We start from the raw sequence: 22,367 nt of genomic DNA on the forward strand, positions 1-22,367 counted from the left end.
GTCTCTTGATATAGGCCTGTATAACGGCAATGCCAAGACGATAACTATTTGCCAGTCTTCAAAGGCAGAAAGCCCCTATCATGATGGTCCCATCAGCCTATGACGCAACGCTCGCCCAAAAACAGGCCATTGTTGCCGCAAGCCAGGACATGCGCCGCCAACGGCAGACCATGATAGAACATCTCGCACCAAAGGCCGGCGAAGCCATCCTCGAAGTCGGCTGCGGAAACGGTGATCTAACCCGCGAAATCGCAAACCTGATTGGCCCCAACGGTACAATGGTTGCCGTCGATCCATCTTCTGCGATGATTGAACAAGCCAGCAGCGCAGCACCACCCGCCAGATGCATCGAAGCCTCAGCCGTTGAACTGCCGTTTGAAGACAACGCCTTCGACGCTGTGATCGCCGCGCAAGTCTATTGCTTCGTGCCAGACCTTAAGACAGCGGTCGCAGAAGCAATGCGCGTGCTCACACCAGGCGGTCGTCTGGTGATCCTGGACAGCGACTGGCGATCAATGCGCTGGACAACGGGCAGCGAAGCCGCCTTCGCGCGCGCAGACCGGATCGTGCGCGCTCATTACGCCCACAGCGACGTGCCGGAACAATTACCGCACCTGCTGGCAGACCAAGGCTTCGGCAATATCGAGCAAACGGTTTTCACAATCGAAAACCACCGCAGTGATCCAGACACCTATTCCGCCTCTATTAACGACTCCGTTGAAACAGCGTTGGAGACGGTGTCAAAATATCCAGAATATCTTTTGAGCGAATGGCAGGCAGCACGTGCAGAGATTATCGCGGCGGGGAAATTCCATTTCCGCCTAGACCGTATCATCACGAAGGCTGTGAAAACTTAGCTCACAAACCAATCGGTAAAATACCAAGCGCCAGCGACCAGAACGAGCGACACAATCAAAATTCGCAGCGCCCAGTTGTTTTTCGTCTCGCGTCCACCACGGGCTTTGTCGGTTTCGAATTCAGGCATATTTGTTCCTCCGATTTTTCAACAGATAGCGCCTGTCAGACACGTTTAACAGGGGGCACCGCTTCATCGGCCAACGTGGAGACCCGAAACCATAAGAAAACTGTGAGTGCGAGGAACGCGAACAGCAAGATCACACTCACCATCGCCCAGCCAGCGGCAACGCCCTGCCCAATCACTTCGCCAAATCCATAGCCTGCGCCAACCAGCAACAACGTCCATAGCGCGGCAGAGGAGAAGTTCAGCACGGTGAACACGGGCCATAACATCGACGTCAACCCGACAGGCAACGCGCCGATTGTGCGCATGCCCTTTGGATAGCGATAGAGAAAAATGTAGGCGCGTCCATACCGCTCCAACAGCAAGCGCGCCCTGCCCATGAGGTCGGAAAGTCGAGGCTTGTTGGCAAGAAATCCGACCCCATAGCGCCGCGCCACAGCGAACCGCGCTTCATCGCCCAGATACCCGCCTGCAAGCACTGCAGTCGCCACCAGTGAAACATCCAGAGCTCCAAGGTAGGCAGCATAGCCACCGAAAAGCGGCAACGAGCCGCTTTTCAACGCGCAATAGGCAAACAACAAAATGTAAATGGCTGTGCCGTATTGGCCGATCAGAGCGGTGATTTGCTCCATTTCAACCGAGCATTTCTTTCACAACACCGCTGGCTTTGCCAAAGTCGATTTTGCCGGGATAGCGCTCTTTAAGAGCATTCATGCACTTGCCCATATCGCGCAGCGATTCGCCGTTCACGTCTTTGATGACTTCAGCGCACGCCGCCCGCACTTCTTCAGCGTCCAACTGCTTAGGAAGATAATCGCGGATAATCTCAATTTCCTCGCGCTCCTGCTGTGCAAGGTCGAGGCGGCTCTGCTCCTCATAAATGGTTGCAGATTCTTCGCGCTGCTTGATCATTTTGGAGAGTATTTGCAAAATTTCGTCGTCAGACACACGTTCGGTGCCCGAGCCACGAGCGTTGATATCGCGGTCCTTGATCGCAGCAATAATCAACCGAAGCGTGCCAAGACGGCGCTTGTCGCCTGCCTTCATCGCTTCTTTCATGCCATCGTTCAGCAGCGTTCTCATGTCTCGTCTCCTTCGCCCCGAGCGTAACGTAACGTCAACGCCAAAAGGGCTTCAATACGGCGGCGGACACTAGCGATTTTTATGGTCATTGCAATGAACGAAGGCGCGGCGTTCCGCCCCTTTTGTTCACGGCTGCGTCAACAGAATAGAAGCGTCCGCCCCTTTTCACGATGCAATTGGGTGCTATACAGCGCCGGATCAAGCACCGCGCTGCACGTAGAACATATGCCGCACAGCCTGATCGCCCGCGAGAACAGACGCAAAGGTGACTCAGATGGCCACAACTTCCACGCCCACCACTCCTGCCACGCCAAAATGGGCACCCAAGAAAACCACAGCCTTGCTGGTTCTGGCAGACGGAACGGTGATCGAAGGAATTGGAGCCGGCGCGACAGGCGCGATGGAAGCGGAAGTATGCTTCAACACCGCAATCACAGGCTATCAGGAAATCCTCACCGACCCGTCTTATGCTGGCCAGATCGTCACTTTCACCTTCCCCCATATCGGCAATGTGGGCGCAAATGATGAAGACGTTGAAACCGTCGACATGGAAAAAGCCGCAGGCGTTGTTGGCGCGATTTTCAAACAGCCGATCACCAATCCGTCCAACTACCGCTCTGGGGACCATCTCGACGCATGGTTGGAAGCGAGGGGCATCATCGCGCTATGCGACATAGACACCCGCGCCCTCACCGCCCACATTCGCGAAACGGGCCTTGCCAATGCCGTCATCGCCCACGATCCTGACGGCAAGTTTGACGTGGACGCCCTGAAAGCCCGCGCATCCGCTTGGTCGGGCCTTGAGGGCCAAGACCTCGTGCCCGGCGTCACCGCCAAGGGCACTCACGACTGGAAGCAAAAAGCGTGGGTGTGGAACGAGGGCTACGGCGACAACGCGGATGCCGCCCACCACATCGTTGCGATGGATTTTGGCGTTAAGCGCAACATCCTGCGCCTGTTCGCCAATCTCGGTTGCAAGGTCACCGTCGTTCCCGCCACTGCTACGGCTGAAGAAATTCTGGCGCTGAAACCAGATGGTGTTTTTCTGTCCAACGGACCGGGCGACCCCGCAGCAACAGGCAAATATTCCGTGCCGCAAATCAAAGCACTCGTTGAAAGCGGCCTGCCCGTCTTTGGCATCTGCCTTGGCCACCAGATGCTCGCCTTGGCTCTGGGCGCCACCACGATGAAAATGCACCAAGGTCACCACGGCGCGAACCATCCTGTGAAAGATCACACAACGGGCAAGGTTGAGATCGTGTCGATGAACCACGGCTTCGCGGTAGACGGCGAAAGCCTGCCAGCAGGCGTAGAGGAAACGCATGTCTCTCTGTTCGACGGGACCAATTGCGGTTTACGCCTTTCAGGTAAGCCCGTTTTTTCCGTCCAGCACCATCCGGAGGCATCACCCGGCCCGCAGGATAGCCACTACCTGTTCCGCCGCTTTATCAATCTCATCCGCGAGAAAAAAGGCGAAACTGCCCTGCCCGAACGGGCCTAGATCAGACCCATCCGTTAAGCTGCAATTACATAGCAGCGGCTAACGGGTATCTCGGTTCCATCGTCAATAACGAGAACCGGCTGCCCCTTTTCGCGCTTGGGGCGAGCAACACAGTTGTTGCCAACCCAATGCAAGCGATGCACTCGCAAGCCAGATTTTGGGTCCAGCGCAGCGATGTCGATTATATCGACAAGTTGGCGGAAGAAATTGCATCGCTCATTGATGCCAAGCGAAAGCCTGGTCAGAAAGTGGTGCTGGACGGTCATTCCTCCGGCGGCGGACTCACCATTCAATCCGCGCAATGACTGGCAATAAGATGTCCGTGCCTTGCCGCCATTCCTGCTATTGATCGGCTCGCAAGATGAATCCTTCCATGCCGAAAAACACAAGCCCATGCTGGCTCCGCTGAACGTCAAAGGACGCTTCGAAATACTGTCCGACATCAACCACGCAACAATCCTCATCGACGACGGTGCAAAAAGTGCCATAAGCAACTTTTTGTCCAGCCTGAAGGAAGCAAACGAAAGATGGCTTATCTTTATCTTCTCGCCGCAATCGCTCTGGAAATCGCTGGCACGTTTTGCCTGAAGCTATCCAACGGATTTGCAAACCCCGTTCCGACATTCCTTGTTTTCGTCTTCTACGGATTGATGAACGTGCCGTTCATTCTAGCGCTGGCATCGCTGCCACTTTCGGTTGTCTACGCGATCTGGAGTGGGGTCGGTTTGATGGCAGCCGCAGCACTGGGCTTTGCCTATTTCGAAGAACCGATCACAACCGCACGTGTCGTGTTTCTGGGAATAACTTTCACCGGCGTTGTTGGCCTAGCTGTAAGCCTTCAGCACTCCGCCTAAGTCGAGCTGAAAACTGCCGCGTCCATGTCGCCTTCGCGCAGCATGGTCGACAGGGTACTTTCGCTCGCTCGCGCAACAGGCACCTTTTGGCCGTTGCGTAAAACCGCGAACGCCCTGCGCTGCTCACGTCCAACGGACTCCACAGCATCCAGCGCGACCCATGCGGAGCGGTGAACCCGAAGCCCAAGCTGATCGCCAACAAGCGCAATCGCATCACTCAACCGCATCAAAACCAGTTCAGAGCCGCGTTCTGTGACGATTTCAACGTAGTGATCCTGCGCCAGCAGGGCCAGCACAGGTCCACGCTTCGCAAGCGGTAGTTTGTCCATAAGGCCGTTATCAAACGCAGCCACATCCTCTTGCACTTGATCGACAGAACCGACATCCGGCAGCGGCCCTCCAGCGCTTTCACGCGATATCTGCACCATCACAAAAGTGATGATTGATGCGAGTACAAAAAACAGGATCGAATATTCCAAATAGTCGCCAAAAACGAGCGCTTCGTTGATCTGCATCCGCAGGATGAAATCCAAAACGGGCGTGATCGCCAGCCCTGCACACAAACAACCGATCAGCAAAGCAATGATGCGATTGGGATGAATCCGCTGCACCGCCAAACGAACGGGAACGGCAACAACAATCCCGATTAGCCACAGGACGGCATTGGCTTGCAGAGAAAAAATGACACGGTCGAAAAAGCCTAGCTGCTCGCGAACGCCATAAGGACCGATAACAGCGCCAACAAGCACGAATCCCCCAACCAAAGCGTAAAAGATTGGCGAAACAGCAATTTCGCCAAAACGACGCAAACACTGCTGCTTAAATGACAATTTCACGAAATTCCGCGCCATTTCACGCAATCCTCCTTGAGAAACCCTGTCAATTCGCGCCAATAGCGTCAACCCCGCTTCTTCGAAGCAAAGGGCTAGCGCGTTTGGATTTTCCGCCAATCATCCACACTGCGCCTGCGGCACTATACCCTCATTTTGTGCCGCAGCCGATTGCAGTCCTTCCCGGCTGGTCCGCTTTGCGGGCCGGGGCACAAAGGCCGGGAAGGCTGCAGTCTCGGAAAACTCCCTGATCCATAAATCAAATATCTTAACGCCGTCGCGTAGTTGCTCTCGCTCGCCACGCGCCTTAGTCTTTCTCCAACAAAACTCGGCGGCACAAGCCGATAGCATTTGCATTGAAGGAGAGGTCCATGCGCTGGCGCGGTCGCAGAGAAAGCAAAAACATTGAAGACACGCGGAACACCTCTGGCGGAGCGCGTGGTCGTGGCGGCAGCGGCGGCGGTGGTTTTCGTCTGCCCGGTGGCATGGGTGGAGGCAATGCCGGCAGTCGACTACCCCGCAGCCCGGCAAAGCGCGCCGGCGGAGGTGGCATCGGCCTGATTATCGTTTTGGGCATTCTCTTTTTTCTGTTCACCCAATGCAGCGGCGGCGGTAACAATGTAGCCACACGCGACGGCGGTATCATGCCGCAAACCCAACAACAGACCCAGACCCGCACTCAGCCACAAACCCAGACGCCGCCCTCAACGGCCGGTCGCGGCGATCCGAAGACCGAAGCTGAAATGGGTCAATTCGTCGGCGTCGTTCTGGCCGAAACCGAAGACACGTGGCGCGGCATTTTTCAGGCACAAGGCCGCCAGTACCAAGAGCCAAAGCTGCGAATGTTCTCAGATCGGGTGCAATCCGCCTGCGGCAACGCAAGCTCCGCATCCGGCCCGTTCTATTGCCCTGCCGACAGCCGCATTTATCTCGACACAGCCTTTTTCCGCCAGTTGGAACGCCAATTCGGCGCTTCCGGCGATTTCGCCCAGGCCTACGTTATCGCCCATGAGGTCGGCCACCACGTCCAAAACATCATCGGCGTGCTGCCGAAATTCAACCAATTGCGCCAGCGCATGAGCAAGACGGACACCAACCAAATGTCCATCCGAGTTGAATTGCAGGCCGATTGCTTTGCAGGCATCTGGGCGCACTTTGCCAACAAAAAAGGTTTGCTTGAGACGGGCGATATCGACGAAGCGTTGAATGCTGCCACGCAAATTGGCGACGATACAATCCAGAGGCGCACCCAAGGCTATGTCGTTCCGGAGAGTTTCAACCACGGCACATCGAAACAGCGCAAAGCGTGGTTCTACCGCGGCTTTGAGACAGGACGCCTCCGCGATTGCGATACGAAGATCTTCGGCTAGCAAAACCCATGCGACGCCCCGTCACCGCCTTAGTGCTCGCCTTGGCAGGATTGTGGCTGGTGGCGGCCTCGCCAGTCCGCGCGGAAGTCACGTGTGCCGACATTCCCAAAGCCTGCATTGAGACTGTGCTGAAAGACGGCGAGACCGAATTCTTCGCGATCAATAAAACGCCGGGCCTACCGATCAGTTTTCGAATTGAGGTGAAGCGTAACAACCTGAAAATCACAGACGGTTTTAATCTGCCAATAGTTCTCAAAGGCGGCGAACGGCGCAAGCTCTTCACCCTTAAACCCATCGCCGCAGGAAAGGCGTGGTCTTATTCCTACGAGTTCTTCTGGCTACGGGGCGATTACACCGCCCGCCACGACGCATCCCATGTCTACCGCCTGCCCTATGACAGCGGCACGTCATTCAAAATCTCGCAAAGCTGCAACGGAGTGTTCAGCCACACAGGTGCGTATAGCAATGCGCTTGATTTCGATCTTCCCCGTGGCACCCGCATCCTGGCCGCACGCGGAGGAATTGTCGTGGAATCGATTGAAGAATTCGGGCCCGGCGCGCCTCTGCCAAGCTATCTCGAAAAATCCAATTCCGTCATCATTCAGCACGACGACAAAACGCTCGGCATGTATTTCCACTTGCGGCAAAACGGAGCCGAAGTGGAGGTAGGCGATAAGGTTCGTGCCGGCGATTTGATTGGCTATTCTGGCTCATCTGGTTTTTCCCAAGGCCCCCATCTCCACTTTGAAGTCTCGTCAGCGCGTCGGGATTTAGAAAATACCGAGAGTTTTCCCATTCGTCTTCGCGCCTCAACGGGCCTCGTCACCTGCCCCGCTGAAGGCCGCCGACTGACTGCTCCTTAAAGCACTGCCACCCATGAACACTCATTCAGCAGGTTCTGCGTCCCGCCCTTGCACTTTGGCCCGATAGACAAGCCAAACCAACAGCGGCACCGCAAGCCAGATGAAGGGCATAGCCAGCGACAGAGTTTCGCCTCCCATGAACCTCGCCATCAAACGGTTGGGCAAAAAGGTAAAGGCTCCCGCGATGATTAAGGCGGATACAAACAATTGCCGCATCGTATCCTGATGGCTTTTGATGTCGCCTTTTCTGATTGCATAGATCGCAAACGCCAGCGAACCGAGCGTGTAGATCGAAAGCAAGTGGATCGGGCTGAAATTTCCCCACAAGCGAATTTCGTTGATCCCGAACGAACTCACAGAAACAACAACCATCAACGCTACCCAAACTTTACCGAGGCTCTTGTGCAGCCGCCCTCCTTTGCGGCGCCAAAGCACGGCCATGCCAAGGCCGAACGCCAAAACCGCAGTTCCGGCGTGAACCATCACCACCGGCCCGGCCTCTATCATCAAATCCCAACGCATTGGCTTTCTCCCATAAGTGCATCACATAGCCGCCTGAAGAATTTGAGGCTTCAATCTGCGGTTTTCTCGACTACAGTGGAGAGCATGAGTGTCAGCAAGCCGATTTCCACGAACGACGCGACTTCCTTCGCAAACGCCAGTTTTTGGTCGTTGGCGAAGCGTGAAGTGCAGGACACTTTTTCAAAACCGCGCTTTTGGATTGGCTTTGCTGTGGTCGTGCTCATGCTCACCGTCAGCGGCCCCTTCGACACGCAAAACCTGCTCAACATGCCTGCTCGGTTCGGCTATTGGACTTTTGTCTCTGTCACCACTTTCGTGATTGGCATCAGCATATCGCAACCACTCGCGGTGAAGCTCGTCGCCAAAGGCGGCAACGTCTGGGCGATGCAAATGCTCTCGGGGTTAATCGCTGGCATACCCATCACAGTGTGGGTTTGGCTCGTTAATTCATACGGATTCGGCTTCGATATGGGCGGTTGGCCGCAATTGGCACGTCTCGCCGCCTATTGCATGATCATCACAGCAGGCGTCGTGGTTCTGTATTCAATCATCGCTGATGCCACAGACACAACACCGCGGACTGTCCCAAGCGCTACACCAAGGCTGGACACCAGCCCGTTTTTCGACCGTCTGCAAAAGCCTATCGGAACCGACATAATCTCTTTGCAGTCGCGCGACCACTATCTCGAAGTGATCACCAGTGCTGGCAGCGATCTCATCCTCCACCGTCTCCGTGATGCTGAACGCGAATTGGCAGCGATTGGCGGCCTGCGGGTCCACCGCTCGTGGTGGGTCGCTCAGACCCACGCAAAGCAGCTTGTGCGCGAAAACGAACGCACATTTGTAGAATTAAGCGATGGTCGCCAAGTCCCCGTTGGTCGCTCCTATCTCAAAAAAGTGCGTGCAATCCTCGGCTAGGCAAGCAATTCGCCTTTATCGACAGGAATCCACGTCAATGGGGTTACACCGCAATGCCCCTTCCCCTATAGAGGCGCCTTAGCCAAGAGAATCCAGCTTGTCCCCGGCCGCGCAAACGCAGCGCCGTCGATCACAAGCGCATGTGAGAAGCTAAGACGATGCCCAAGCGCCAAGATATCGACTCCATACTCATCATCGGAGCCGGGCCCATCGTCATCGGACAAGCCTGCGAATTCGACTATTCCGGCACGCAAGCCTGCAAAGCACTGCGCGAAGAAGGCTACCGCATCGTGCTGGTCAACTCGAACCCGGCCACGATCATGACCGACCCGGACATGGCCGACGCCACCTACATCGAACCGATCACCCCGGAAATCGTCGCCAAAATCATCAAGCGCGAGCGCGAGATGCACCCGGACGAAAAAATGGTCCTGCTGCCCACCATGGGCGGCCAAACCGCGCTGAACACCGCCCTGTCGCTGGAAAAAATGGGCACGCTGGAAGAATACGATGTCGAAATGATCGGCGCGAAGGCCAAGGCCATCGACATGGCCGAAGATCGCGACCTGTTCCGCGCCGCGATGGACCGCATCGGCCTTGCCACCCCCGCCTCGTCCTTCGTCAACACGACGGAACTGAAGAAGCGTTTCGAGGCCGAGAAGAAGGCCCATTTCAAGCAGAAGGGCAATGCGGCCGCACTTCAAAAAGAATGGGATGAAGGCGAAGAATTCCGCCTCGAAGAACATCGCCTTGAAGCCCAGCGCCAAGCGCTCATGGCCATGAAAAAGACCGGCCTGCCCGCCATCATCCGCCCTTCCTTCACGATGGGTGGCCTTGGCGGCGGCATCGCTTACACGCGTGAAGAGTTGTATTCCATTGTCATGTCCGGCGTCGACGCCTCCCCGACCAACGAAGTGCTGGTGGAAGAAAGCGTGCTCGGCTGGAAGGAATACGAGATGGAAGTCGTCCGCGACCGCGCGGACAATTGCATCATCATCTGCTCCATCGAAAACGTCGATCCCATGGGCGTCCACACGGGCGATTCCATCACCGTCGCCCCCGCGCTCACGCTGACCGACAAAGAATACCAGATCATGCGCAATGCCTCGATCGCGGTGCTGCGCGAGATTGGCGTTGAGACCGGCGGTTCCAACGTACAATTCGCCGTGAACCCCGCCGATGGACGCTTGGTTGTCATCGAAATGAACCCGCGCGTGTCCCGCTCGTCGGCTCTCGCATCGAAAGCAACGGGCTTCCCCATCGCGTCCGTGGCGGCGCGCCTAGCCGTTGGTTACACGCTGGACGAATTGGAGAACGACATCACAGGCGGCGCAACGCCCGCTTCGTTCGAACCCAGCATCGACTACGTCGTCACAAAAATTCCGCGCTTTGCATTCGAGAAATTCGGTGCAGCGTCCGACACGCTCACCACATCCATGAAATCGGTTGGCGAAGTCATGGCCATCGGGCGCACCTTCGCCGAATCCATGCAAAAGGCACTGCGCGGGCTGGAGACCGGCCTCAATGGCTTTGACGAGGTGGAAATCGAAGATTGGTCCGACGAAGACGATTCCGACAACAAAAATGCCATCCGCGCCGCGCTCGGCACGCCCAAGGCCGATCGCATTCTGAAGGTCGCGGAGGCCATGCGGCGCGGAACGGATTTGGCCACCATCCACAAGGCCTGCCGCATCGATATGTGGTTCCTTGAGCAGATCAAGGCCATCGTCGACATGGAAGCCCGCGTGCGCGAACACGGCCTTCCCGAAGACGCAGACAACCTGCGCATGTTGAAGGCCATGGGCTTCTCCGACGCCCGCCTTGCCAAGCTCTCAGGCCAGACCGCAGCGCAGATCAGCGACGCCCGCACCAAGATGGACGTCCATCCAGTGTTCAAACGCATCGACACCTGCGCGGCAGAATTCGCCTCGCCCACGGCCTACATGTATTCCACCTATGAAACGCCCTTCGCTGGCGAGACGCGCGGCGAAGACGGCATTTCCGACCGCCGCAAGGTGATGATCCTCGGCGGCGGCCCAAACCGCATCGGCCAAGGCATCGAGTTCGACTATTGCTGCTGCCACGCCGCCTACGCGCTGGAAGACGCAGGGTTTGAGACCATCATGGTCAATTGCAATCCCGAGACCGTTTCCACAGACTACGACACGTCCGACCGCCTCTATTTCGAGCCGTTGACCACCGAAGACGTGCTGGAAATCGTTCGCCTTGAGCAATCCAAAGGCACATTCGAGGGCGTCATCGTCCAGTTTGGCGGCCAGACTCCGTTGAAACTCGCTAACGATCTGCAAGCCGCAGGCGTGCCCATTCTTGGCACCTCACCGGACGCCATCGACGCCGCCGAAGACCGCGACCGCTTCCAGAAAATGCTGCAGGATGAGAAGCTGACCCAACCCGTCAACGGCATCGCCCGCTCGGTCGACCAAGCCCGCACCATCGTCAAACAGGTCGGCTATCCCGTCGTTATCCGCCCCTCCTACGTGCTAGGTGGCCGCGCCATGGAGATCGTCCGCGATGACCGCCAGTTCGAGCGATATATCAACGAAGCCGTGGTCGTCTCCGGCGACACGCCGGTGCTGATCGACAGCTACTTGACCAACGCCATCGAGGTGGACGTGGACTGCCTGCGCGACAGCACGGGCGACACGTTTGTTGCAGGCATCATGGAACACATCGAAGAAGCCGGCATCCATTCCGGAGATTCCGCCTGTTCCCTGCCGACCCATTCCCTCGACGACGCCATGCTCGACGAGCTTGAACGCCAGACCAAAGCGATGGCCGCCGCGCTCAACGTGGTTGGACTGATGAACGTTCAGTTCGCCATCAAGGACGGCACAATTTACGTGCTGGAAGTGAACCCCCGCGCCAGCCGCACCGTGCCTTTCGTTGCCAAAACCATCGGCGTGCCGATTGCGGGCCTCGCCGCCCGCATCATGGCCGGTGAGACGCTCAACGACCTGCTGCCCGTGCGTCCACGCTACCGCGACCTCAAACACATAGCCGTTAAAGAAGCCGTCTTCCCGTTTGCCCGCTTCCCCGGCGTCGACACGCTACTCGGCCCGGAAATGCGCTCGACCGGCGAAGTTATGGGCCTCGACCGCGACTACGCGCTGGCTTTCGCCAAAGCACAACTCGGCGCGTCGCAAATACTGCCGCTCACCGGCACAGTATTCGTGTCAGTCAAGAAGGGCGACAAAGACCGCATCCTGCCCGGCGTGAAGAAACTCGCAGCCCTCGGCTTCGAAATCATCGCCACCGGCGGCACGCAACGCTTTCTGGAGGAAAACGGCGTCGCCTGTGAACGCATCAACAAAGTGCTGGAGGGCCGCCCCCACATCGTTGACGCCATCCGCAACAAGCAGGTGGAACTGATCTTCAACACCACCGAAGGCGCCAAGGCTCTCTCAGATTCCCGCTCCATCCGCGAAGCCGCGCTGCTCAACAAGGTCCCCTATTTCACGACAGTCGCCGGATGTATCGCCGGCGCAGACGCCATCGAAGCCATGACCAACGGCGAGATCGAAGTCGCACCCTTGCAGAGCTATTTCGACGCAGCGTGAACCCAAAGCCTCTCTGCGTTCTAACCCGCAGGCCGGACTCTTGCGTCGCCCCCGCGTTTTGGTAGCGTGAAATCATGCGCGCAATCGACCAACTGAATCACTGGATGACCACCACCGGACGGTGCTCTGGCGATCCAATCGAGATTGTATCCCACTTCTGCACATCGCTGGTTGAAGCCGGAATTCCGCTTTGGCGGGTCAATATCGGCCAGCGCTTCGCCAATCCACTGCTCATCGCATGGGGCGTGGTTTGGACGCCGGACGGGACAAACGTCTACGACGTCACCCACGCGAGAATGCTCACCGACAGCTATGTCGGCAGTTCATTCGAGTATGTCTTCGAAAACCAAAAGCCTCTGCACAAAAGCCTGCGCAATCTGGACCCGCAAAAGGACCACGCCTCTTACCTTGAATTCGCAGCAGACGGCGGCACCGACTATTACGCTACCTTCCTGCAATATGGCGACGGCTCGCAACACGGTTGCACCTTTGCAACGCGCGCTGAAGAAGGCTTCGCGCCAGAACACTTGAGCATGATCGAAGCGGCGCGGTCGGGTCTATCATCGGCGATGGAGCCTATCACGATGCGCAAATCCACCCGTAGCCTGCTGCGCACCTATCTCGGCGCTGGTCCTGCTGAAGCTGTCTGGAGCGGATCAATCCAGCGCGGCGAACGCACCACGCTGGAAGCCATCATCATCTTTTCAGACCTGCGTGGCTTCACGTCGTTTTCAGAAACCCAAAGCGAGCAAGAGGTCTTTGAAGCGCTTGACGGTTATTTTGAAGTCGTTGTTCAGGCGGTGGAGAAAAACGGCGGCGAAGTCCTCAAATTCATGGGCGACGGCGTGTTGTCCATCTTGCCAATTGCGGAAGCAAACGACTTCGCCCGAAGGTGCCGGGACGCCGCAAATGCTGCCGAACAGATACTCGCCGATCTCTCGACACTGAACCAAAGCCGAAAGGAAGCGGGAAAATCCGAATTGGCAATCGGCATCGGCCTTCATGCCGGTGCCGTCAGCTATGGCAACATCGGTAGCCAAAGCAGATTGGATTTCACAGTCCTCGGACGTGCCGTAAATCTCGCTAGCCGGATCGAAAGCCTGACGAAAACACTGGAAACCAGCGTTTTGGCGACAGCATCCGTCGCCAACCACGCTCCCGAGCTGTTCAGGCAACGGGGCAAGCATAAGGTGCCTGGAGTAAGCGACCCCATCGAAGTCTTCGCGCTGACAAACGCGCCGAACGTGGGCTGAGATCGACCCTGCCAAACATTAACGATCATTAACTTGTCGCAATCTTGGTTCCTCATACTCTCGTTCCGGCCGACCCCAACGCCCAGAGTTTGGAGCCCCCATGACCAAAACCGCACAACGCCTTACCGCCAAAGACTTCGCACCGGAAATCCTCGAACTGTACGATTTCTACGCCCACGGCATGATCACCAAGCGGCAATTTCTCGACCGCGCTGCGAAGTTTACCGTCGCTGGCATGACAGCCGCCACCGTGCTGGGAATGATGTCGCCCGACTATGCGCTTGCGCAGCAAGTGTCCTTCAACGATCCTGAGATCGTACCTGAATACATCGATTACCCCTCCCCCAACGGCCACGGAACGGTGCGCGCCTATCAGGTTCGCCCCGCCAACACGGACGCCAAATTGCCCTCTGTCGTCGTGGTCCACGAAAACCGCGGCCTGAACCCCTATATCGAAGACGTCGCCCGCCGCTTGGCAAAGGCCGGTTTCATGGCCCTCGCCCCCGATGGTCTCACTTCAGTTGGTGGTTATCCCGGCAACGATGCAGAAGGGCGCGAATTGCAAAAGACGGTCGATCGCACAAAACTGCTCAACGACTTTTTCGCCGCTGTTGATTTTTTGATGAAACACGAAGGTTCGACCGGCAATGTCGGCATTACAGGCTTCTGTTATGGCGGGGGCGTATCAAACGCGGCAGCCGTTGCTTTCCCAGAATTGAAGGCGGCTGTCCCATATTATGGGCGTCAAGCCGCCGCCGAAGACGTTCCGAAAATTCAAGCGCCGTTGCTGCTGCACTATGGTGAACTCGACACCCGTATCAATGAAGGCTGGCCTGCCTACGAAGCAGCGTTGAAGGAGCATGCGAAGACTTACGAAGCTCATTTCTACGAAGGCGCTAACCACGGGTTCCACAACGACAGCACACCGCGCTACGACGAAGCGATGGCGAAGCTCTCATGGGAGCGCACGCTGGCCCATTTCCGCAAATACCTCGCTTAGCGAAATGCCAAGCCAACACAATCAGAAAGGGGGATCATCTCCCCCTTTCGTGTGCGCCTCTTGACCGAGCGGCAAGCGGTAGCCTAACTCCGCGCCTGCCAACGATGCACGCCGAGTTTCTGCCGATGACAACAGCCCCGACCCTCACCGAAATAGAAGCAGCAAGCGAGCAACTCGCGGGCCGCATCGTGGCGACACCAACTTTGACGCTCAATTCAGACCGCCTGCGCAGCGCCCTGCCGGATGACGCGTCGGTCGTCATGAAGATGGAACTCTTCCAGCAGGCAGGCTCATTTAAATCCCGTGGCGTGTTGCTGGCCATTGATGCGATGGACGATGCCGCCCGCGCGGCGGGCGTCACTGCTGTAAGCGCCGGCAATCATGCACTGGCAGTTTCGTGGGGCGCCCAAGCGGCGGCTCTCTCCGCCAAAGTCGTCATGCCCAAAACAGCCGATCCCGTGCGTGTGGAGGGCTGCAAAGCGCTCGGTGCGGAAGTGCTGCTGTGCGAGAATGTCGGCGATGCCTTTAAGGAAATGCAGCGATTGGTGGACGAAGAGGGCCGCACGATGCTGCACCCTTTCGAAAGCCCCTACATGACACTCGGAGCAGCGACCTGCGGCCTGGAACTCGCTCGCAGCGTGGCTCATCTCGACATTGCAATTATCCCCGTTGGCGGTGGCGGATTGATCTCCGGCATGGCTCACGCGATCAAACTCATCCACCCGAATTGTGAGATCATCGGTGTCGAACCACTTGGCGCAGACAGCATGTTCCGCTCGTTTGAAAAAGGCGAAGCGGTGCATCTCGATGGCGTGAACACGATGGCCGACAGCTTGGGCGCACCGATGGCCATGCCCGAGACTTTCGCGTTGACCAAAGCCAACGTTGCACGCATTGAGCGACTTGAGGAAAGCGCATTCCCACCCGCCATGCGGCTGCTTTACGATAGCTTGAAAATCGTTGCAGAACCTGCCTGCGCCGCCAGCTTTGCCGCGCTCATGGGCCCACTGAGGGGGGCATTGGAGGGAAAATCAGTTGCAATTATCGCTTGCGGCTCAAATATCGGTCTGGAAAAATACGCCAGACTGAGCGAATTGGGCGTTTGACGACACTTGATATTGCTTGACGCTCAAAATCCGCCCCCCATATACTTTCGCACGACAAGCTGCCAAAGGCGAAAGCCCCGTCAGCGCCCGACAGTCCCCAGAACATGGCCGTATCGCTTGCGGGTCAGATCCGCAGCGAAGAGCGTTTGTGTCAAAATTGAAGATGAAGAGGACCGACCTATGGAAAAGGTTCCGATGACAAAGCCGGGCTATGCCGCCCTGCAAGAAGAATTAAAGCGCCGCGCAGGCGTTGAGCGTCAGGCCATCGTGAAGGCTATTTCCGAAGCCCGCGAACACGGCGATCTGTCGGAAAATGCCGAGTATCATGCCGCAAAAGAACAGCAGAGCCTCAACGAAGGACGGATCAACGAATTGGAAGATGTGATCGCCCGCGCTGATGTGATCGATGTCGCCTCAATGTCCGGCGACACGATTAAATTTGGCGCAACTGTCACGTTGGTCGATGAAGACACAGATGAAGAAAAACACTATCAGATCGTGGGCGATCAGGAAGCGGACGTGTCCTTGGGCAAAATATCAATTTCCTCACCCATTTCCCGGGCCCTCATCGGCAAGGAAGAAGGCGACAGTGTAGAAGTAGCAGCCCCCGGCGGTGCACGCTCCTATGAGATTTTGAAGATTCAATACGTCTGATTCCAAAGGGCCACCCCATGATCGACCTCTACACATTCGGCACTCCGAACGGCAGAAAGGTTTCTATTGCACTTGAGGAGATGGGGCTGGCCTACCAAACGCATGTCATCAACATCACGCGGGACGAGCAGTTCAATCCGGCGTTCTTGAAAATTGCGCCAAACAACAAGATACCGGTAATCGTCGATCATGAAACGAATGTGACGATGATGGAGTCTGGCTCTATCCTTTATTATCTCGCGACCAAGAGCCAACAATTCATGCCGACGGTTCCACATTGGCATTGGGAAGCTATCGAGTGGCTCAACTGGCAAATGGGCGGGTTTGGCCCAATGCTGGGTCAAGCCAATCACTTCTTGCACTTTAATCCGGGCAAAAGTGAATATGCTGAGCAGCGCTATGCAATGGAGGCCCGACGCCTCTATGAAGTGCTCGACAAGCGCCTGGAAGATCGTGCTTATGTCGCAAATGAATACTCTATTGCAGACATGGCAATCTTTCCTTGGGTGGCGCGCTGGAGCTGGCAAAATATTGACATGGGAACCCTGCCCAACATCAAGCGCTGGTACTACGCCATCGCATCTCGCCCGGCGGTAAAGCGCGGCTATAACGTGCCAACCGAAGCCGAAATCCCTCTGCCGTAAAACGAAAGCGGGGCGCACTCTCATGACAAACGGCCCCAAAACCATCTGGCTTTTGACTGACGGCAAAGCCGGTGATCTTGCCCAATGCCAAGGTGTGGCAGCCTATTTCCCCCAATCCACTGTTGAAGAGCGCACGGTCAAACCCACCGGCATAACGACGCTTCCCATTCCCGGCATCAGGGTTCCTATCCGCGACAAGCCAACAACACCTGGCTCGCCCATTGCGCCACCCTTCCCCGACCTCGTAATTGCAACGGGTCGCCGCGTGTTGCCCTACCTCCACTCACTACAAAAAGCCTCGCCACAGACCAAAAGCGTGTTCCTCAAAAACCCTCGTCGTATGGGTGGCCATGTCGCAGATCTGATCTGGGCCCCCACCCACGACAGGATGTCGAAGCGGGGCTGGAAGGTAATCGAGACAGACACGTCCCCGCACCGGTTCACCCCGGATGCCTTGGCGCAAGGCGCTAGATCTGCGGTGCAACGCTTTCAAATTGCCAACCCGCCCGTGATTTCGATTTTCCTCGGCGGCGATAGCAAAGCTGTTCGCTGGACGGATGAGGCCATCAATCGATTCTGCCTCTGCCTTTCCAGCCTTCCAAAAGACAGCACAGTGCTCGTAACCCCTTCCAGGCGTACACCGGAAAAACTGCTGGCGGCCAGCAAGCGGGCGCTGGCCGAATACAATGCATGGTTTTGGGACGAAACCGGTAACAATCCTTATCTGGAAATGATGGCGATTGCCGATCAAATCATCGTCACCGGCGACAGCCACAACATGGTCTCGGAGGCTTTGGCTTCGGGCGCTGGCGTGCATGTTTTTCGACCACCCGACCTGAAACCGAAACTCCATCAATTTCTCGACACCATGACCCACCGGGGGACAATTCAAGATTTCAGCAAAGGCTTCAGCGCCTTTCGCACAAAGCCAATCGATGCCACGCCGGAAATTGCAGCTGCCGTGCAGGCGCTCTTCGACTAGGGTTTATTTCACTTTTGGGGGATGATCGCGCTTCTTGCTTGAAATGTGCACATTTGCATATCTAAATAAAGGTCATTCCTGAGCCCAATACGAGATTAAGTCATGGCGACCCGTCACACCAAAATGCTGATTATCGGCTCCGGCCCCGCCGGCTACACCGCCGCCATCTATGGCGCGCGCGCGTTGATGGAGCCGATCTTGATTTCTGGTGTGCAGCAAGGCGGCCAGCTTACCATCACCACAGATGTAGAGAATTACCCCGGTTATGCCGATCCCGTGCAGGGTCCGTGGATGATGGAGCAGATGTTGCAACAGGCAATCAATGTCGGCACGGAAGTTGTCACAGACACCATCACAAAAGCCGAACTTCGCACCCGTCCTTTCCGCTTTGAAGCCGATTCCGGCGACGTTTACACTGCAGACACGGTCATAATTTGCACCGGCGCACAGGCAAAATGGCTCGGACTGGAGTCAGAGCAAAAATTTCAGGGCTTCGGTGTTTCGGCTTGCGCCACCTGCGACGGCTTTTTCTACAAGGGCAAAGAAGTCATCGTGGTCGGCGGCGGCAACACAGCAGTCGAAGAGGCACTATACCTCTCCGGCCTTGCCGCCAAAGTCACGGTCATTCACCGCCGAGATGAATTCCGCGCCGAACGCATCCTCCAAGAACGTTTGTTCAAAAAGGAGAACGTCGAAATTCTCTGGGACAGCGAATTGGTGGAAGTAACCGGCAAAGACGGTCTGATGAAGTCCGTCACTGGCGCAAGCGTGAAAAACCGCAACACCGGCGAAATCAGCGAAATGCCCATTGACGGCATCTTCATTGCCATCGGCCACGCCCCAGCCGTGGACCTGTTCAAAGACCAATTGAAGCTCAAAACGTCCGGCTATCTTTGGACAGCACCAGACAGCACAGCGACCGAAATTCCCGGCGTTTATGCGGCTGGCGACGTCACAGACGATATTTACCGCCAGGCCGTCACAGCGGCAGGAATGGGCTGCATGGCAGCGCTCGAGGCCGAAAAATTCATCGCGGAGTTGGAAGCCGCCAGCGAAGCTGCGGAATAGTTTCTTTTCGTCCACTTAAAACGACATACCAAATCATCAAGGCACAATAAAAAGGCAGATGCCGATCAAAATCGGAACCTGCCCTGCATCCGCGCGTTGTTAGACCAGATGAATGATCGGATCCTCAAAGAAGCGATCATCCGTCGTCAACTGGAAACACAGACACGAGGATACAATACCATGAAAAAGACATTTATTGCCACAGCGCTCGCAACCGCTATTGCCGCACCATTGATGGCAACAAGCGCATTTACGGCCGCTCACACCGCATCATTCGTGCCATACGAAGCGAAAATGCTGGACGATAAAAAAATGGTCCGCGCATCCGATTTGATCGGCAAGTATGTCTACATTCTCCCAAAAGCTGGCTACGACAGCTGGGACTGGAACCAAATCGCTGAAATCAAAGAAGGCGAATGGAACAATGTCGGCGACGTCAACGATGTGATTTTGGGTCGTGACGGCTCGATCAAAGCAGTTGTTGTAGGAGTCGGTGGCTTTCTGGGAATGGGCGAGAAAGACGTCGCAGTGAAGATGGAAGCAATCAAGCTGCTACGCGAAAAAGGCAATGAGGCTGGATTCTTTGTTGCAATGAATGCCGATAAAGCGACGCTTGAAGCAGCGCCCGCCTTCAAAGGTATGTGATTCCTCAATCCGCAAACTTGTTGAATAGAAAAGGCGCTCTTCGGAGCGCCTTTTTTGGTTGTTTATTCCCTTCGCCCTTGCGCCACACTCGCCACGCCCACAATGTGCAGTTCTTAACTGCATAGGCGGAGGCCCCCATGAGCTTAGACTGGGACAAGTTGCGAATTTTTCACAAGGTCGCAAAGGCCGGCAGCTTCACCCATGCTGCCGACACGCTTAACCTTTCGCAATCTGCAATCAGCCGCCAAATCAGCGGGCTGGAAGAGGAAATCAAGGTTCCCCTCTTCCACCGGCACGCCCGCGGGCTAATTCTCACCGAACAGGGCGAAATTCTGTTCAAGGCGGCCGAAGAAATCACTGAAAAGGTCGAGCAAGCCACCAGCGAATTGACCGATTTTCGCGGAACTCCATCCGGCCCGCTTAAAGTTCACACAACAGTGGGCCTCGGGTCGGCATGGCTGGCAATTCGTCTCGGGCAATTTATCGACCAGTACCCTGAAATCGAAATTGAGCTGATCCTGAACAACCAGGAGCTTGATCTGGGCATGCGCGAGGCTGATTGTTCGCTGCGCCTGCGCCAGCCACAGCAGCCTGACATTATTCAGCGCAAATTGTTCACAGTGCATTTTCACGTTTTTGCCTCGAAAGACTATATTGAACGCTTCGGCGCTCCAAACTCGGTCGATGATCTTGAAAACCACCGCATCATCGTGTGGGGCGGCGAGGCTCCACGCTATCTCGATGATGTAAACTGGTTGCTCCATGCCGGAATGCCGCCGGGCGAAGCACGCAACCCGGTGGCCAAGATCAACTCAATCCTCGCCATCAAACGCGCCGTGCAGCGCGGAGCGGGCATTGCGTTGCTACCCGATTATTCAATCAACGATGCATCGAATCTTGTGCCCGTGATGACCGAAACCGACGTGCCAAGCTTCGACACATATTTCGCTTATTCCTCCGAATTGAGGAACTCGGCACGCCTGCACGCCTTCCGGGACTTCCTTCTGGAAGAAGCCCGCAACTGGAAATTCTAGATTTATCAGAGGTTTGCTTGACTTAGCGACCCATGCAGAGCACGCATAGCTATCATGCATCGATGGCAATTGCGGCACTGCACAAATTTTCCCATATTCACAGCGAGCGATGGAAACAGGCTACCTCCTCCCAGCCAATTCCATCAATCCTAAGCGAGACAACGGTCATTCCTCCCAGACCCCTCGCTATCAAGTTAGGCCGGTTCCGCTCCTCCCGCGGAACCGGCCTTTTGCTTTATAGTGTCTCCAATCGAGCGTATTCACCAAAGCGTGTTATTTGACCAAAACGTCAATTTTGCACTGGAAATCAGCACGATGCTGTCTTACCTAGCGCGTGCTCGGAACGCTTGCCGAGATTCGGGAAGGCCCGAAAAAACAATCGGTTAATAGGGGGCGCCAAGGCAATGCGCCCCACGATTGACGGTGTCAGCCCCGGCACACCTTACAGTTTATGCGATTGCCGGCCATCCGCAGGGGCGTGTGGCGGCCGGCATAGGCGCGCGTCCCAAGCGCAGCGCCTCGGAAGCCGGGAGTCCCTCACTCCCGGCTTCCCAAACTTTCCAAAAAAATTTTCACAAAGTGTCGATTTGGCGTTTTCCCGTTCGTCTCTAAAATGAAGGGGGCGGAATTTCACGACCTCCCAACCGAAGGAGAAGAACGATGCAATACATGCTCTTGATATATTCCAGCGAAGATATCACCCCAAAGCCGGGCACCGAAGAATTTGGCCCATTTATGCAGGGCTACATGGAAATGACCAACGCGGCTCGTGAAGCGGGGGTATTGGTCAACGGGGATGCTCTGCAAGATGTGGCGACCGCAACCACGGTTTCGGTGCGCAATGGCAAGACCCACGTCACCGATGGTCCTTTTGCTGAAACGAAAGAACAGTTGGGCGGCTATTATGTGCTCGACTGCAAGAATCTGGATGAAGCCATCAAGTATGCAGCGATGATCCCCAGTTCACAGCACGGACGTGTCGAAATCCGGCCTGTTGAGACTTTCGATTGAGACATCTTAGAGGAGAATCATGATGGAAAATCTATTCCAAGCCATGCCGCAACTGGCCGCTTACTCACCTTCATTTGTCGCCTGCGCGGTGTTGGTGCTCGCTGTTATCATTCAAGGGTTTCTCACCGGCGCGCTCGCTCTTGCGCCGGGACATCAATTGGCAGGACGGCCGCTAAAAAACGGACAGGAAGATCGCTCGTTCAGGGTCATGCGGACTTACGCCAATTCCACTGAAAACCTGCCCATGCTCACGTTGGCGCTTGTGCTTGCCATAGTGGCCAGCGTCCCTGCGGTCGCGGTCAACTGGATTGTCGGTCTGCATGTTGCAGCACGACTGGCCCATTGGGCGATTTACTACAGCGGCATCGGCAAAGAGGGCGAAGCCGGGCCACGCACCATCGCTTATGTGATCGGACTTTTGCTCAACTTGGCGCTTGCCGTGGCCGCGCTGTTCTATCTGGTCGCCTGA

24 protein-coding genes are annotated in these 22,367 nt (G+C 56.3%); 19 read left to right on the forward strand and 5 right to left on the reverse strand.

From position 1 onward, the window contains the following. Nucleotides 1–80 precede the first annotated feature (80 nt). Nucleotides 81–857 (forward strand): methyltransferase domain-containing protein, encoded by a 777-nt coding sequence (locus ACFQ14_RS07970; RefSeq protein WP_377212195.1) that lies wholly within the window; start codon nt 81–83, stop codon nt 855–857. Here ACFQ14_RS07970 and ACFQ14_RS07975 read toward each other — a convergent pair. From ACFQ14_RS07975 to ACFQ14_RS07985, 3 genes are read right to left on the reverse strand one after another with little or no spacing between them, the layout of a single operon-like run. Then, nucleotides 854–985, reverse strand: a complete 132-nt coding sequence (locus tag ACFQ14_RS07975; RefSeq protein ID WP_377212196.1) for a hypothetical protein — start codon at nt 983–985, stop codon at nt 854–856. The two genes, ACFQ14_RS07970 and ACFQ14_RS07975, sit on opposite strands and share 4 nt — an antisense overlap. A 35-nt stretch (nt 986–1,020) precedes the next feature. Continuing rightward, a complete protein-coding gene (locus ACFQ14_RS07980; RefSeq protein ID WP_377212197.1) occupies nt 1,021–1,614 on the reverse strand; it encodes a DedA family protein in 594 nt (197 codons plus the stop codon). A gap of 1 nt (nt 1,615) precedes the next feature. After that, complete coding sequence (locus tag ACFQ14_RS07985) at nt 1,616–2,065, reverse strand: GatB/YqeY domain-containing protein (protein ID WP_377212198.1); 450 nt, start codon at nt 2,063–2,065, stop codon at nt 1,616–1,618. Between the two features lie 274 nt (nt 2,066–2,339). Here ACFQ14_RS07985 and carA point away from each other — a divergent pair, with 274 nt between their 5' ends. The 3 genes from carA to ACFQ14_RS08000 all read left to right on the forward strand — a co-directional run bounded on the left by carA (nt 2,340) and on the right by ACFQ14_RS08000 (nt 4,420). Then, nucleotides 2,340–3,566, forward strand: a complete 1,227-nt coding sequence (carA, locus tag ACFQ14_RS07990) for a glutamine-hydrolyzing carbamoyl-phosphate synthase small subunit (protein WP_377212199.1) — start codon at nt 2,340–2,342, stop codon at nt 3,564–3,566. A 128-nt stretch (nt 3,567–3,694) separates the two neighbouring features. Beyond that, nucleotides 3,695–3,871 (forward strand): hypothetical protein, encoded by a 177-nt coding sequence (locus ACFQ14_RS07995; RefSeq protein ID WP_377212200.1) that lies wholly within the window; start codon nt 3,695–3,697, stop codon nt 3,869–3,871. A 222-nt stretch (nt 3,872–4,093) separates the two neighbouring features. Further along, nucleotides 4,094–4,420, forward strand: a complete 327-nt coding sequence (locus ACFQ14_RS08000) for a DMT family transporter (protein ID WP_377212201.1) — start codon at nt 4,094–4,096, stop codon at nt 4,418–4,420. Here the strand turns inward: ACFQ14_RS08000 and ACFQ14_RS08005 are convergent. Further along, a complete protein-coding gene (locus ACFQ14_RS08005; RefSeq protein WP_377212202.1) occupies nt 4,417–5,271 on the reverse strand; it encodes a LytTR family DNA-binding domain-containing protein in 855 nt (284 codons plus the stop codon). The two genes, ACFQ14_RS08000 and ACFQ14_RS08005, sit on opposite strands and share 4 nt — an antisense overlap. A gap of 350 nt (nt 5,272–5,621) precedes the next feature. Between ACFQ14_RS08005 and ypfJ the strand changes: the two genes are divergently transcribed. Both ypfJ and ACFQ14_RS08015 read left to right on the forward strand, forming a co-directional pair. Next, complete coding sequence (gene ypfJ / locus ACFQ14_RS08010; RefSeq protein WP_377212203.1) at nt 5,622–6,620, forward strand: KPN_02809 family neutral zinc metallopeptidase; 999 nt, start codon at nt 5,622–5,624, stop codon at nt 6,618–6,620. A gap of 8 nt (nt 6,621–6,628) precedes the next feature. Continuing rightward, nucleotides 6,629–7,483, forward strand: coding sequence for a M23 family metallopeptidase (locus tag ACFQ14_RS08015; protein ID WP_377212204.1), 855 nt, complete (start codon nt 6,629–6,631; stop codon nt 7,481–7,483). 21 nt (nt 7,484–7,504) lie between these two features. Here the strand turns inward: ACFQ14_RS08015 and ACFQ14_RS08020 are convergent, their stop codons facing one another. After that, on the reverse strand, nt 7,505–8,005 hold the full coding sequence (locus tag ACFQ14_RS08020) for a DUF2306 domain-containing protein (protein WP_377212205.1): 501 nt from the start codon (nt 8,003–8,005) through the stop codon (nt 7,505–7,507). 84 nt (nt 8,006–8,089) lie between these two features. Between ACFQ14_RS08020 and ACFQ14_RS08025 the strand changes: the two genes are divergently transcribed. The 13 genes from ACFQ14_RS08025 to ACFQ14_RS08085 all read left to right on the forward strand — a co-directional run bounded on the left by ACFQ14_RS08025 (nt 8,090) and on the right by ACFQ14_RS08085 (nt 22,367). After that, nucleotides 8,090–8,923, forward strand: a complete 834-nt coding sequence (locus ACFQ14_RS08025; RefSeq protein ID WP_377212206.1) for a LytTR family DNA-binding domain-containing protein — start codon at nt 8,090–8,092, stop codon at nt 8,921–8,923. A gap of 158 nt (nt 8,924–9,081) precedes the next feature. Continuing rightward, nucleotides 9,082–12,501 carry a carbamoyl-phosphate synthase large subunit gene (gene carB, locus ACFQ14_RS08030; protein WP_377212207.1) on the forward strand — a complete coding sequence of 1,140 codons (3,420 nt, stop codon included), beginning with the start codon at nt 9,082–9,084 and terminating at the stop codon, nt 12,499–12,501. A 74-nt stretch (nt 12,502–12,575) separates the two neighbouring features. Further along, nucleotides 12,576–13,754: an adenylate/guanylate cyclase domain-containing protein gene (locus ACFQ14_RS08035; RefSeq protein WP_377212208.1), complete on the forward strand. Its 1,179-nt coding sequence runs from the start codon at nt 12,576–12,578 to the stop codon at nt 13,752–13,754. 100 nt (nt 13,755–13,854) lie between these two features. Next, nucleotides 13,855–14,754, forward strand: a complete 900-nt coding sequence (gene yghX / locus ACFQ14_RS08040) for a YghX family hydrolase (RefSeq protein ID WP_377212209.1) — start codon at nt 13,855–13,857, stop codon at nt 14,752–14,754. Nucleotides 14,755–14,879: 125 nt separating this feature from the next. Next, nucleotides 14,880–15,860, forward strand: coding sequence for a threonine ammonia-lyase (locus tag ACFQ14_RS08045; protein ID WP_377212210.1), 981 nt, complete (start codon nt 14,880–14,882; stop codon nt 15,858–15,860). A gap of 180 nt (nt 15,861–16,040) precedes the next feature. Further along, nucleotides 16,041–16,514 (forward strand): transcription elongation factor GreA, encoded by a 474-nt coding sequence (gene greA, locus ACFQ14_RS08050; RefSeq protein ID WP_377212211.1) that lies wholly within the window; start codon nt 16,041–16,043, stop codon nt 16,512–16,514. Nucleotides 16,515–16,531: 17 nt separating this feature from the next. Next, nucleotides 16,532–17,158 (forward strand): glutathione S-transferase N-terminal domain-containing protein, encoded by a 627-nt coding sequence (locus ACFQ14_RS08055; protein ID WP_377212212.1) that lies wholly within the window; start codon nt 16,532–16,534, stop codon nt 17,156–17,158. A 22-nt stretch (nt 17,159–17,180) separates the two neighbouring features. After that, nucleotides 17,181–18,140, forward strand: coding sequence for a mitochondrial fission ELM1 family protein (locus ACFQ14_RS08060; RefSeq protein WP_377212213.1), 960 nt, complete (start codon nt 17,181–17,183; stop codon nt 18,138–18,140). 102 nt (nt 18,141–18,242) lie between these two features. Next, the gene (gene trxB, locus ACFQ14_RS08065) at nt 18,243–19,208 is read left to right on the forward strand and encodes a thioredoxin-disulfide reductase (RefSeq protein ID WP_377212214.1); all 966 of its coding nucleotides are present in this window, start codon (nt 18,243–18,245) and stop codon (nt 19,206–19,208) included. A 180-nt stretch (nt 19,209–19,388) separates the two neighbouring features. Continuing rightward, nucleotides 19,389–19,853 carry a PRC-barrel domain-containing protein gene (locus ACFQ14_RS08070; protein WP_377212215.1) on the forward strand — a complete coding sequence of 155 codons (465 nt, stop codon included), beginning with the start codon at nt 19,389–19,391 and terminating at the stop codon, nt 19,851–19,853. 137 nt (nt 19,854–19,990) lie between these two features. Then, nucleotides 19,991–20,887, forward strand: coding sequence for a LysR family transcriptional regulator (locus ACFQ14_RS08075; protein ID WP_377212216.1), 897 nt, complete (start codon nt 19,991–19,993; stop codon nt 20,885–20,887). 660 nt (nt 20,888–21,547) lie between these two features. Continuing rightward, nucleotides 21,548–21,898 carry a YciI family protein gene (locus ACFQ14_RS08080; protein WP_377212217.1) on the forward strand — a complete coding sequence of 117 codons (351 nt, stop codon included), beginning with the start codon at nt 21,548–21,550 and terminating at the stop codon, nt 21,896–21,898. Nucleotides 21,899–21,920: 22 nt separating this feature from the next. Further along, nucleotides 21,921–22,367 (forward strand): MAPEG family protein, encoded by a 447-nt coding sequence (locus ACFQ14_RS08085; RefSeq protein ID WP_377212218.1) that lies wholly within the window; start codon nt 21,921–21,923, stop codon nt 22,365–22,367.

Source organism: Pseudahrensia aquimaris, from assembly GCF_042676045.1.
Lineage (GTDB): Bacteria > Pseudomonadota > Alphaproteobacteria > Rhizobiales > Rhizobiaceae > Pseudahrensia > Pseudahrensia aquimaris.